The following is an 11,610-nucleotide window of genomic DNA, read 5'->3' on the forward strand; positions in this document are numbered from 1 at the left end:
ACCAGTGTCATGGCGATGTCGAGGCGGCGTTTCATGCCGCCGGAGTAGGTGGAGGCCGGTTTCTTCGCGGCCTCGGTGAGGTCGAAGCGCTCGAGCAGTTCGGCGGTGACGCGTCGTCCCTCGCGCTTGGGCAGGTGGTGCAGGTCCGCCATCAGGAGCATGTTCTCCTCTCCGGTGATCAGCCCGTCCACGGCCGAGAACTGCCCGGTCACACCGATCGCGGCCCGCACCGCCTGCGGGGCGGCGGCGAGGTCGTGGCCCGCCACCCGGGCCTGCCCGCCGTCGGCGGTGATGAGCGTGGAGAGGATCTTGACGGCGGTGGTCTTGCCGGCGCCGTTCGGGCCGAGCAGCGCGAACACCGACCCGGCCGGGATCCGCAGGTCGACGCCGTCGAGGACGGTCTTGTCACCGTAGGACTTGCGCAGCCCGACCGCGGAGACGGCGACCGCCGACGGGCGGTCCGTCCTTCTTGGCGTGGGCATGACAGAAGAAGGCATGGGGCCCTCCGATCGAAGGGTGAAGTGGTGGGGGTGGGATCCGGTGGATGCTGTGGCTCAGGCCTTGGTGCGGTGGATGTCGATGTTGCCGTACCGGGTACGGGCCCTGACCTCGACGGTCTCCTCGGTCGCCGCCGGGCTCTCGGACGCGGTCAGCGCGTTGCGCACCTGGCCGGCGCCCGAGTTGACGTCGAGCCAGGCGGCCGTGCCCTTGCGGACGCCGACCTCGATGGCGCCGTACGAAGTCTCCAACTGGACGGTGCCACGAGCGACTTCACCCAGGCGCAGGGTGCCGTGGGCGGTGGTGGCGGCGACCGAACCCTCGGCGCGCTCGATCAGGATGTCGCCGTTGGCGCCGCTCACCCGCAGATCGCCCAGGGCGTTGCCGATGGCCGTGGTGCCGTGCGAGTTCTTCAGGACCGCGGTGCCGTCGACCGTGCCGACCCGCAGGCTGCCGGAGCTGGTGGTGATCTCGGCGGGGCCCTCGACGCGGTGCACGGTGATGCTGCCGTGGGACGCGGTCAGGTGCAGCGGCCCGGTGGTGTCGAGACGGACGTCGCCGGACGAGGTCTTCACGCGGACCTCGCCGAGCCGGCCCTCGCCGTACACCTGGGCCCAGGCGCCGGTCATCTCCACCTGCGAGCCCGTGGGCAGTTCGACCGCCACGTCGACGGTGCCGGTACGCCCGATGAGGTAGCGCTGCTTGGGGGTCCTGATGGTCAGCAGACCGTTGGCGTACGTGACCTCGGTCTGCTCGGCCGCCCGCACGTCCTGGTCCTTCTTCGGGTCGCGCGGCAGCACCTCGACGAGGGTGTCGAGCCGGTCGGCGGCGATGAACCGGATGGATCCGGCTTCCACGCGGGCGGTCGCCGAGATCGGTTCGGGGGTGTCGAAAGAAGGCATGGCTGTCCCGTCCTCTTGGCTCTTCGTGGCGTCCCCGCTGGTGGGACGTGGTGTGGGTGAAGTGGGTCGGGCGGGGTGCGGTTAACGCACCCAGCCCGTGAAGCTCTGTCCGACGGTGCCGGGGGTGCGGGTCCTCTCCGTCGTGCGCGACGGGGTGCCGCCCTCGACCGCGGCCGACACGGCGCGCACCAGCCACGCGTTGACCGACAGGCCCTCGCGGCTCGCGGCCTCCTCGGCTCGCGCCTTGAGGTGGGCCGGCAGGCGCAGGTTGACGCGGGCGGTGCCGCCTTCGTCGCCGTCGGCCGGTGCCGGGGCGGGTGCCTTGAGCGGCTCGGCGGGCCCGCTCCAGTCCTCGTACACCTGGTCGCTCGCCGGGCGCGTCACCACGAAGTCGGGGTCGAGCCCGCGCAGCCGTACGTCGACCGAGCCGGGGGCGAGTTCGCGGGTGATCTCGTCCATCGCGGCGGAGAGCACGTTGAGCATGGTCAGCCGGGTCGCCGACTCCAGGGGAGCGGTGAGTCGCTCGGCCAGCTCACGGGCTTCGTCGCCGCCGGCCTCGGCGGCCACCGCGAGTTCGCGGCGGAGGTTGTCGACATACGGGGTGAGGTCCATGGCGTCATAATGGCACCACTATGGCTCCATGTGCAAGCGTCGACGGCGCCATGGGGGTGATGAGTTCCGGGAGGGCGTGATCCACCTGCGGAAACGCAGAATCGGCACCGCTCCTCACTGTGGTGCCGTAGGTGCTCATGGGTCGTGATGGGCACACGATGGCGCTGGGTGGCGCCAAGTGGTGCCACCCGGGATCGGAGGCCGTCGACGGCGGCCGTGACGAGAAGGCCGCCTCGTCCCAGTGGCGGATATCAGCCTCATTCTGTCGATGTCGTGTCTTAGTAGGGCATCCCTCAGTTGACCCCGGTATGGAATGTGCTGAGCCGGTGACCGGCGACGACCCGAACGACCCCCGCCTTCCCCTGCCGGGACCCCGGACGGCAGACCGCGGAGCCGACCGTCAGGGAGAGGTGACCGTCGCGCGGCATCGATTCGGCGGCTTCCACTGCGAGTCACGGTTCGTCCGTGGCCGTTCGGGGCGCCTCGCGACGCTGGTCCTCGTCGGGGGCGCGTTCCAGACGAAGGAGAGCTGGGGTCGCCTGGAGCGCGAGCTGCTGGAGTTCGCCGACGTGCTCACCGTCGACCTGCCCGGCTGGGGAGCGAGTCCCGTTCTCCCCGAGCGCTACGGAACCGACTTCCTCGCCGATGCCCTGGGTCACATGCTCGACGACCTCGGACTGGCCTCGGTGAACCTGCTCGGCGGCTCCTACGGCAGCGCGGTCGCCTACCGGCTCGCGCAGAAGCGCCCCCGCCTCGTCGTGAAGCTGGTGCTGATCGGCACCATGACGCGGATCCCGGACCAGGCGCGGGTCCCCATCCGGCGGAGTGTCGAGCTGCTCAAGGCCGAGCGGATCGAGGAGTTCGCCGATGTCACGCTCGGCATGCTCATGAACCCCGAAACGGTCGATTCCGTGGTGGCGGGGACGCGGGTGCGGCGGTTCCTCCGTCGCCGGCTGGAGAACCTGACCTCCCACGACAGGGAGCAGTTCATCGCGAACACGCAGCGCCTGCTCCGGCACGAAGGGCTCGACGTACACCAGCCGCCGACGATGCCCGTTCTGGTCGCGTCCGGCGAGCACGACAGCTTCACCACGCCGGACCGTTGCCGCGCCCTCGCCGCCACCTGCGCCGACAGCCGCCTCGCGGTCGTGTCCGACGCCGACCACATGCTGCCCGTGGAACGACCGGCCGAACTCGTCGACCTGGGACTGCGGTTCCTCCGGGACGAACCGCTGGACGGCCTCGACTACCTCCGCGCCGTCGAGCGGATCTCGCCCGTGATCGCGGTCTGAGCTCACGCCGATCACCAGTGCGCCCGCGCCCGGGCATGATGGGACCCGCACACCGTCCCAGGCCGCCCGGCGAAGGGAGCCCCGCCGCATGTTCGACCTCGTCCCCCGTTCCCTCCGCCGTGTGCTGGCGGCGGTGACCGTGTGCGGGGTGCTCGCGGTGGCGGCTGCCGGATGCGCCGCGCCCGGCGGCGAGGGCGCGCATGCGCCGGACGCGTCGTCCTCCGCGTCGCCGACCGACCCGCCCGGCACCCCCGGCCAGGTGGTGCTCCCCGAGCCGGGCGTCGAATTCGACTACCAGATCGGCGGCCCCTACCCGCCGCCGCCAGGCGTCCGTGCGGTCTCCCGCGACCGCACCGCGAAACCCGCGCCCGGGCTGTACGACGTCTGCTACGTCAACGCCTTCCAGGCCCAACCGGACGCCACCGACTGGTGGCGGACCCACCACCCCGACCTCCTGCTGCGCGACGCCTCCGGCGCACTGGTCGTCGACCGGGACTGGGACGAGGCCCTCCTCGACGTCTCCACCGCCGCCAAGCGCGAGCGGCTCGCCGGAATCGTGGGGGAGTGGATCGACGGCTGCGCCGCGGCCGGCTACCAGGCCGTCGAGGCCGACAACCTCGACTCGCACCTGCGGTCGCGCGGGCTCCTCACCGCCGAACACGACCTGGCCTTCGGGAAGTCGCTCGCCGACCGGGCCCACGCGGCCGGTCTCGCGATCGGCCAGAAGAACGCCGCCGAACTGGCGCAGCGGGGGCGGAGCCTCGGGTTCGACTTCGCGGTCGCCGAGGAGTGCGGACGGTACGACGAATGCGGCGCCTACGCCGACGCCTACGACGACCGGGTCTTCGTCATCGAGTACGAGCAGGCGGGCCTCGCCGCCGCCTGCGCCGCCTGGGGCGACCGCCTCTCCATCGTCCTGCGCGACCCGGGCGTCGCCCCGGCCGGGGAATCCGGATACCTCCGCCGCACGTGCTGACGTCGCCGGAGCGGTGCCGGGGCGCTGTTCACCCGCTGCCCGAACGGCGCTTCCCGGATGTGACCCGCGCAGAGGCTGGTGAGACTGGTGTCATGACGCACAAGGTATTTCTCGAGGGCGGGCCGGACGACCTCCCCGAGCGGATCGCACCGGTCGAGGTTCCCGGCGAGGACGTGAAGATCCTGCATCTCGGCGGGTACGAGCACTACCGGGAGACCTCGCGGCGAGAGGACACCGCGGAGGGCACCCTCCGGGTGTACGAGTGGTGGGAGCGGACGGAGATCGCCGAGTAGGGGGCCCGGTGACCGATCTTCGTTCCCGCACGGCGGCAGGGGCCGACGACGCCCCCGCACCCGCCGGGCCTCCGGACGGCGCGCCAGGACCGCGGGGCGGCGGCGCCCCGCGGTCCTGGTCCCGGGCCCGTCCGCCGGGGAGGAGGCGGACGGGGGAGCGGTCCCGTGAGGGAGCGGGACCGGCTCGATGGCTCACTGCCGCGGACGCACCACCATCGCCGAGCCCCCGCCCCGGCGCCGGGGTTCGGCCACGGCCGTGACCTTGTCGCCGCCCTTCCCCGTGAACTCCAGAGCGGCCACCGCTCCGATCTCCGGCGCGGGGGTGAAGGTGGACGGCGCGAGGACGAACCGCTGGCCGATGGCCTCCAGTGCCCCGCGCTCGGGCGAGTCGAGGAAGGCCGGCTCGGCGTCGGTCGTCGTCCGGTTCCGCTGGGAGATGCGCGGCGCGGCGACCGCGTCGGGCAGCGACATCCCCAGGTCCACCCGGTTCACGAGCGTTTGGAGGACCGTGGTGATGATCGTGGCGCCACCGGGGGAGCCGACCGCGATGAGCGGCTCGCCGTTCCGGAGCACGATCGTGGGCGACATGCTGCTGCGGGGGCGCTTGCCGGGACCCGGCAGGTTCGGATCGGGCACACCTTCCGTCAGCGGGGTGAAGTCGAAGTCGGTGAGCTCGTTGTTGAGCAGGAAGCCCCGCCCCGGCACGGTGATCGCCGAGCCGCCGGTCTGCTCGATCGTCAGCGTGTACGAGACCACGTTGCCCCACCGGTCGGCGGTGACGAGATGCGTGGTGGAGGGACCCTCGTACGGCTCCGCGGAGCCGGTTCCCGGCGTGCAGCCCGAGGCCGGGCGGCGGGGGTCCGCCGGGGCGAGCGGGCTGGTCAGCGTCGCGTCGGGACGGATGAGGCAGGACCGTTCCCTGGCGAAGTCCTTCGAGAGCAGACCGCTGGTGGGCACGTCCGAGAAGCGCGGGTCGCCGACCCAGCGGTTCCGGTCCGCGAACGCGATCCGGCTGGCCTCGAGGTAGGCGTGCAGCGAGTGCACCCGGTCGGTGGGGGAGAGGCGGTGGTTCTCCAGGATGTTCAGGGCCTCGCCGACCGTCGTGCCGCCCGAGGAGGACGGGGCCATCGAGTAGACGTCGAGACCCCGGTAGGTGGTCCGGGTGGGCGCCCGTCCCACGGTGCGGTAGCCGGCGAGGTCGGTCCGTTCCATGAGCCCTGGCCTGACCACACGGTCCGCCCCGGGGGCCACCGGCGGGTTCTTGACGGTCCGCACCACGTCGCGGCCGACCGCGCCGCGGTACATCGCGTCCGCACCGTCACGGGCGAGCTCGCGATAGGTGCGGGCGAGGTCCGGATTGCGGAAGCGGGTGCCCACGACGGGGAGCTCGCCGTTCGGCAGGAAGAGGTCCGCCGTGGAGGTGAAGTCCCGGAAGCGCGCCTCGTTCAGCCGCGTCTGCGCGCGGAACTCCTCGTTGACGACGAAGCCGTCGGCCGCGAGCCGGGTGGCCGGCCGCAGGGCCTTGGCCAGCGACACGGTGCCCCAGTCGTCCAGCGCCTTCTCCCAGGTGGCCGGGGTGCCGGGCACACCCACGGAGAGCCCGGAGTTGACCGCCTGGTCGAACGGGACCGGCTTGCCCGTCGAGGGGTCGACGAAGGAGTCCGCGCGCATCCGCGCCGGGGCGGTCTCCCGGCCGTCGATCGTGCGGACCTGCTTCGTCGCGGCGTCGTAGAAGACGAGGTAGCCGCCGCCCCCGATGCCCGCGGAGTAGGGCTCGACCACGCCGAGCGCGGCGGCGGTCGCGACCGCCGCGTCCACGGCGTTGCCGCCGCGCCGCAGCACGTCGATTCCCGCTTGTGAGGCGTACGGGTTCACGCTGGAGACCGCGCCACCGCTGCCCGTGACGACGGGCTGCTTGCCCGGCGGGGCCTCCGCGCCGGTGACGGAGGAGCCGGCGGCGGGGGAGACGAGCAGGGGGAGTGCGAGCACGGTCGCGGACGCGGTGACGAGCAGGGAACGGCGGACGGGCATGAAGCCTCCGATGGCCTCGGACGAGGGGATGAAGGAAACCCTCGCAATCGCAACCGGGAGGGGCAACACGTCCCCGGGATCTTTGCGCAAGATCTGAGGTTCCCCTTCGGTAACAAGGGAGTTCGGCTGCGCTGACGTGCCGTGGCCCGCGCCTCTCCGGCGGAACCGTGCCTTCCCTGTCCGTGATCGGTAACAGTCGCGCGGTGGGCGTTAGGCGGGGCGAATTCCGCCGCAGAATCTGCTTGCCATGTGAGTCGAAAGCGGCCGCTTACGGCCGGTCTCGGGGGAACACCATGAATGCTCGCGTCCGCAAGGCTGACAACAGCCGCGACAACCACGACAGCCACAGCAACAACACGAACCCCAACCGCCCCAGAGGCTGGAAGTCCTCCGTCCTCGGGGCCGCGGCCGTCGCCGCGCTGCTCGCGTCCACGGCGTGCCAGTCGAGCGCGGCCGGCGGCTCGGGAGAGGCCAGGCCCTCGGACCGGCCGAGCGCGACGGGGTCGGCGAAGCCGGACCCGACGAGCTCGGCGAAGCCCGGCAGGTCCGAATCGGCCAAGCCGAGCAGCGGTTCGGGCAAGACCGGCGGCGGCGACGGCGGGGGCGGCAAGGGCGGCGCGATCGCCGCCTGCGCAGGCAAGGACCTCTCCTTCTCCCTCACGAACGAGGACGGGAAGGGCAAGCCGGTCCGGCACCTCCTGCTCACCGTCACCAACACCGGCGACAAGAAGTGCACCCTCCATCACTACCCCGTCGTCCGGCTCGGTGCCGATGCCCAGGCCCCGACCCCCGTGATCAAGGACAGCGACCCGAAGGCGCTCGCCACCCTCGCTCCGGGCGAGGAGGCGCACGCCGCCCTGCTCGTCAGCGGCGGCGCCAGGGACGAGTACGAGGCGAAGTCCATCACCGTCACCCTCCAGGGCAGCAAGCCCGGCAGCCACGCGGGCGAGCCGGTCGGTGTCGACCTGCCCGGCGTCGACACGCTGTACGCCGACGACGGCCAGCTCGTCACCTACTGGATGACGGCCTCCGGCCTCGCGCTGCGCTTCATCATGTCCTCCTGACGCCCGGCCGCACGCGGCGCACGGTGTCGTCCGCCGACGACACCGCCGTCCGCGGCGTACGGAGCGCCCAGGGCGGGCAGAGCGTGGCCATGACAGACATGCCGTCGGCGCCCGTCGCCCCCGCACCCACCGCCCCCGCACCGGCCCGCAACCCCGTACGACAGCTGTTGGCCGCCTCGGTCGGCAACGCGGTCGAGTGGTACGACTGGTACGCGTACACCTTCCTCGCCGCCTACCTCGCGCGGCAGGTCTTCCCGCCCGGCACGGGCAACTCCCTCGTCCCGCTCCTCTCCACCTTCGCCGTCTTCGCCGTCGGATTCTTCATGCGCCCCGTCGGCGGACTGCTCATGGGTGCGATCGCCGACCGGCGCGGCAGGCGTACGGCACTGACCGCCACCATCCTGCTGATGGGCGGCAGCAGCCTGCTGGTCGGCCTCACCCCGGCCTACGCCTCCGCCGGCGTCCTCGCCCCGGTCGTGCTCGTGACCGCCCGGCTGCTCCAGGGCCTGTCGGTCGGCGGGGAGTTCGCCGCCTCGACGACCTTCCTCGTGGAGTCCGCGGGACCCGGCCGCCGCGGCCTGTTCTCCTCTTTCCAGTACGTCTCCACCACGATCGGCCAGCTCGCCGCCTCCGGCGTGGCCGCGCTCCTCGTCGCCGTGCTCGCCGAGGACGACATGGACGGCTGGGGATGGCGCGTACCGTTCCTGCTGGGCGCCGTCTTCAGCCTCGCGGGCTTCTGGATCCGGCGCGGCGCGGAGGAGACCCACCGCGTCGGCGACGCCGAGGGCCGCAGGCCCGGTCTCCTCGACGCGCTCCGGCAGCACCCCCGGGCCTCGCTGCTGATCTGCGGCATCACGGCCGGCGGCACCCTCGCGTACTACACCTGGACCTCGTACCTGCCGACGTACGCCGAGCTCAACACGGGCATCGCCAAGAAGGACGCGCTGCTCGCCGGAACCCTGTCCCTGGCGTTCTTCGGTCTGCTGCAGCCGGTTGGCGGCCTGCTGTCCGACCGCTTCGGCCGCAAGCCGTCGCTGCTCTTCTTCGGCGTCGGCTTCGCCGTGCTGGTCGTGCCGCTGCTGCGCCTCCTCGACGGCTCGTTCGTCTCCCTCCTGCTCGTCCAATGCGCCGGCATGGTGCTGCTCACCGGCTTCACGTCGATCTCGGCGGCCGTGAACGCGGAGATCTTCCCCGCGCGGGTACGGGCCGCGGGCATCGGGTTCCCGTACTCCCTGACGGTCGCGCTCTTCGGCGGAACGGCTCCGTACGTCGGCACGATGCTGAAGGAACTTGACCGGCCGGGGCTGTTCCCCTGGTACGTCGCGGTGCTGTGCCTGGTCTCCTCGGCGGTGTATCTCCGGCTACCGGAGAGCGCCCACAAGCCCCTGGACCGCTGAGGGCCGACCCGGCTGCGCTCACCGGACCCGGAAGGTGGCCATCATGCCCATGGACGAGTGGTCGAGCATGTGACAGTGGTACACGTAGTCGCCGCGGTAGCCGCCGAACGTGACGTGCAGTTTCACCGTCGAGCCCGCCATCACCCGGACCGTGTCCTTCAGACCCGCCTCCGCGGGGCCCACGGGCACCCCGTCCCGCTCGAGCACGCGGAACTGGACCAGGTGCAGGTGGAGGTTGTGCGGAACGCGCCTGTTGGTGTTGGTGACGGTCCAGATCTCGGACGAACCCAGGGCCACGGTGGTGTCGATGCGCTCAGGGTCGTACACCTGCCCGTTGATGAATCCGCGGGGCTCGGGCCTCCCGTCCTCGTCCATGCCGAGGGTGATCTCGCGGGTGACGACGGTCGCGGGCAGGTCCGCGGCGGCCGGCAGTGCGCGCAGCACCGCGGGGACGCTGCTGGGGTCCTCGGCGGTGCGCACGACGTCGAACCGGAGCACCTTGCCGACCTGGCCGATGGAGCCCGGGCCGGAGTTGTTGAGCACCAGCTGAGTGCCGACGGGATAGCGGGAGAAGTCGACGACCACGTCCGCGCGTTCACCGGGCGAGAGCGGGAGGACGGGCACGCTGACGGGGCGCTCCAGGAGGCCGCCGTCCGAGGCGATCTGGGTGAGCGGAGTGCCGTCGGACAGGCTCAGCGAGAAGAAGCGCAGGTTGGCGCTGTTCAGCAGCCGGAAGCGGTACTTGCGGGCCGCGACCTCGAAGTAGGGGGTCACCGCGCCGTTGGCGAGGATGGTGGTGCGGTTCCGGTCGGCCGTGGAGTACACGAGCCGGTTGTCCTCGTCGAAGCGGGCGTCGCGGATCGTGATGGGGACGTCGTAGCTGCCCTTGGGCAGCGGCAGGCCCTGCTCGATGTCGTCGGTGAGCAGGTAGTTGCCGGACAGCCCGCGGTAGACGTGCTCGGACTCCATGTGGTGGGCGTGATCGTGGAACCAGAGTGAGGCGTGGGGCTGACGGTTGGCGTACACGTAGGTCCGCGAGGTGCCCGGGTCGAACACGTCCATGGGGTTGCCGTCGGACTCGGGCGAGACGTTCCCGCCGTGCAGGTGGACGGCGACCGGCATGTCGAGGCCGTTGTGCTGGAGGACGACGACCTTGCGCCCGGTGCGCGCGTGGATGACGGGCCCGGGGAAGTGGCCGTCGTAGGTCAGGACGTCGGTGGCGGCGCCCGGGAGGATCCCGGCGGTCGCCTTGCGCAGCGTCACCTCGTAGAAGTCCTGGTCGCCCGAGGTGGACGCCGGTCGCAGCACCGTGGGGACCGGCATGGGCGTGCTGAAGGCACGCGGCACACGGCTCTCCGCGAGGCCGGAGCCGTGCGGCGTCGTCGGCTCCGCCGCGTGCGCGCTCCCGGCGAGCGGGGCGCCGGGGCCGAGGAACGGCAGAGTGGTCGCGGCGAGAGCCCCGCCCAGCACACTGCGACGGCTGACCATCGGTTTCCTCCGGGTGTGTCGACGGCATGCGGGCTGGCGGGAGCGACGTCCGGCGGTACGGAGGCACGCTCCCGATCCGGTTCTAGCCGAGCCCGGGAGGAACGGCACACGGACGCCCACGCGTACGGGGTGCATGACGGGCCTTCACGGGCCGGGCCGTACGCCCCGGGGCGGGGACGCGGGTGGGAATACGGCCTCCGCCGAAGGCACCGGCGTCGCGCCGCGCTGCCTGCGGAATCGAGCGGCGGGGGTCCCGCCGAAACGGTGAACCGGGCGCGAGCGGCTCGGCACGCGAGGGGCGGCCGGAAGATGTGATTGGCAGGTGCATGGCGAATCGGCTGCCGGAGGCATAGCGTCCATCCCGCACTCCCGGATCCGCCAGGCTCCGGGCCCCCACGAGTGAAGGAGCATCAATGCCGCTCTGTACATGGCTGAAGGCGGGCACCACCGCCGCGGCCGTCATCCTGGCCACGGCGACCGCGGCGACCGCCGCGCCCGCGCCCGTGTCATCGGCCGTGAGCGCGTCCGCGGTGGTGACACTTCGTTACGACGACAGCCGGGCCGGCGGCTGGGAGGCGGCCATCGCGGCCGGAGTCGCCTCCTGGAACGCCAACGTCGGCAACGTGAAACTGGTCGAGGCCGCGCCGGGCACCCGGGCCGAGATCGTGATCGTGGCCACCACCGGCTGGCCCCAGGCCACCCTCGGCCCGGTCCGTCCGGGCGGGCGGGGTCGTGTCGAGCTCGGGAGCCAGGCGGTGGCCCAGGGGTACGACAAGACCCGCATAGCCGCCCACGAACTCGGCCACAGCCTGGGTCTCCCCGACACCAAGCCCGGCCCGTGCTCGCAGCTGATGTCGGGTTCGAGCGCCGGCACCAGTTGCACGAACGCGGTCCCGAACGCGACCGAGCGGTCCCGGGTGGAGTCCGCCTACGCCGGCGGCGCCGCCGCGAGCATCCCCGCCGACGGCCGGATGCTCGTGGACGTCCGCTAGTCGAGGACCCGCAGGGGAGGCGCCCGATCGGGTTCCACGGTCGGGCGCCGTGCGATATATCCCGA

The 11,610-nt window shown here is 72.2% G+C and carries 11 protein-coding genes; 6 read left to right on the forward strand and 5 right to left on the reverse strand.

The window, feature by feature from the left end; genetic code table 11:
- The 3 genes from ACIGEZ_RS18285 to ACIGEZ_RS18295 form a co-directional block, all read right to left on the reverse strand.
- On the reverse strand, nucleotides 1–497 hold a 497-nt coding region (locus ACIGEZ_RS18285; protein WP_399832165.1), incomplete at its 3' end, for an ABC transporter ATP-binding protein.
- 57 nt (nucleotides 498–554) lie between these two features.
- Complete coding sequence (locus ACIGEZ_RS18290; protein ID WP_399832167.1) at nucleotides 555–1,400, reverse strand: DUF4097 family beta strand repeat-containing protein; 846 nt, start codon at nucleotides 1,398–1,400, stop codon at nucleotides 555–557.
- Between the two features lie 81 nt (nucleotides 1,401–1,481).
- The gene (locus tag ACIGEZ_RS18295) at nucleotides 1,482–2,012 is read right to left on the reverse strand and encodes a hypothetical protein (RefSeq protein WP_399832169.1); all 531 of its coding nucleotides are present in this window, start codon (nucleotides 2,010–2,012) and stop codon (nucleotides 1,482–1,484) included.
- Nucleotides 2,013–2,422: 410 nt separating this feature from the next.
- On the opposite strand from ACIGEZ_RS18295, the gene ACIGEZ_RS18300 reads away from it, so the two are divergent.
- The 3 genes from ACIGEZ_RS18300 to ACIGEZ_RS18310 all read left to right on the forward strand — a co-directional run bounded on the left by ACIGEZ_RS18300 (nucleotide 2,423) and on the right by ACIGEZ_RS18310 (nucleotide 4,573).
- Entirely contained in the window at nucleotides 2,423–3,304 is an 882-nt protein-coding gene (locus tag ACIGEZ_RS18300; protein WP_399832171.1) for an alpha/beta fold hydrolase, read from the forward strand.
- Nucleotides 3,305–3,392: 88 nt separating this feature from the next.
- Nucleotides 3,393–4,280, forward strand: coding sequence for an endo alpha-1,4 polygalactosaminidase (locus ACIGEZ_RS18305; RefSeq protein ID WP_399832174.1), 888 nt, complete (start codon nucleotides 3,393–3,395; stop codon nucleotides 4,278–4,280).
- Nucleotides 4,281–4,372: 92 nt separating this feature from the next.
- Nucleotides 4,373–4,573, forward strand: coding sequence for a DUF5988 family protein (locus tag ACIGEZ_RS18310; protein ID WP_399832176.1), 201 nt, complete (start codon nucleotides 4,373–4,375; stop codon nucleotides 4,571–4,573).
- 192 nt (nucleotides 4,574–4,765) lie between these two features.
- Here the strand turns inward: ACIGEZ_RS18310 and ggt are convergent, their stop codons facing one another.
- On the reverse strand, nucleotides 4,766–6,604 hold the full coding sequence (gene ggt, locus ACIGEZ_RS18315) for a gamma-glutamyltransferase (RefSeq protein WP_399832178.1): 1,839 nt from the start codon (nucleotides 6,602–6,604) through the stop codon (nucleotides 4,766–4,768).
- Between the two features lie 293 nt (nucleotides 6,605–6,897).
- Here ggt and ACIGEZ_RS18320 point away from each other — a divergent pair, with 293 nt between their 5' ends.
- Both ACIGEZ_RS18320 and ACIGEZ_RS18325 read left to right on the forward strand, forming a co-directional pair.
- Complete coding sequence (locus tag ACIGEZ_RS18320) at nucleotides 6,898–7,668, forward strand: DUF4232 domain-containing protein (RefSeq protein ID WP_399832180.1); 771 nt, start codon at nucleotides 6,898–6,900, stop codon at nucleotides 7,666–7,668.
- Between the two features lie 98 nt (nucleotides 7,669–7,766).
- Nucleotides 7,767–9,065 (forward strand): MFS transporter, encoded by a 1,299-nt coding sequence (locus ACIGEZ_RS18325; protein WP_399832727.1) that lies wholly within the window; start codon nucleotides 7,767–7,769, stop codon nucleotides 9,063–9,065.
- Between the two features lie 18 nt (nucleotides 9,066–9,083).
- On the opposite strand, the gene ACIGEZ_RS18330 is transcribed toward ACIGEZ_RS18325, so the two are convergent.
- Entirely contained in the window at nucleotides 9,084–10,553 is a 1,470-nt protein-coding gene (locus ACIGEZ_RS18330) for a multicopper oxidase family protein (RefSeq protein ID WP_399832182.1), read from the reverse strand.
- Between the two features lie 413 nt (nucleotides 10,554–10,966).
- Between ACIGEZ_RS18330 and ACIGEZ_RS18335 the strand changes: the two genes are divergently transcribed.
- Nucleotides 10,967–11,545 (forward strand): snapalysin family zinc-dependent metalloprotease, encoded by a 579-nt coding sequence (locus ACIGEZ_RS18335; RefSeq protein ID WP_399832184.1) that lies wholly within the window; start codon nucleotides 10,967–10,969, stop codon nucleotides 11,543–11,545.
- The last annotated feature ends 65 nt before the right edge of the window (nucleotides 11,546–11,610 follow it).

The organism is Streptomyces sp. NPDC085481 (assembly GCF_044541845.1).
In the GTDB taxonomy this organism is placed as follows: Bacteria; Actinomycetota; Actinomycetes; order Streptomycetales; family Streptomycetaceae; genus Streptomyces.

Bases quoted from the DNA above. Each gene is read 5' to 3' on its own strand.
- ggt (WP_399832178.1), bottom strand. From the start codon at position 6,604: ATGCCCGTCCGCCGTTCCCTGCTCGTCACCGCGTCCGCGACCGTGCTC.
- ACIGEZ_RS18325 (WP_399832727.1), top strand. From the start codon at position 7,767: ATGCCGTCGGCGCCCGTCGCCCCCGCACCCACCGCCCCCGCACCGGCC.
- ACIGEZ_RS18320 (WP_399832180.1), top strand. From the start codon at position 6,898: ATGAATGCTCGCGTCCGCAAGGCTGACAACAGCCGCGACAACCACGAC.
- ACIGEZ_RS18305 (WP_399832174.1), top strand. From the start codon at position 3,393: ATGTTCGACCTCGTCCCCCGTTCCCTCCGCCGTGTGCTGGCGGCGGTG.
- ACIGEZ_RS18330 (WP_399832182.1), bottom strand. From the start codon at position 10,553: ATGGTCAGCCGTCGCAGTGTGCTGGGCGGGGCTCTCGCCGCGACCACT.
- ACIGEZ_RS18295 (WP_399832169.1), bottom strand. From the start codon at position 2,012: ATGGACCTCACCCCGTATGTCGACAACCTCCGCCGCGAACTCGCGGTG.
- ACIGEZ_RS18335 (WP_399832184.1), top strand. From the start codon at position 10,967: ATGCCGCTCTGTACATGGCTGAAGGCGGGCACCACCGCCGCGGCCGTC.
- ACIGEZ_RS18290 (WP_399832167.1), bottom strand. From the start codon at position 1,400: ATGCCTTCTTTCGACACCCCCGAACCGATCTCGGCGACCGCCCGCGTG.
- ACIGEZ_RS18310 (WP_399832176.1), top strand. From the start codon at position 4,373: ATGACGCACAAGGTATTTCTCGAGGGCGGGCCGGACGACCTCCCCGAG.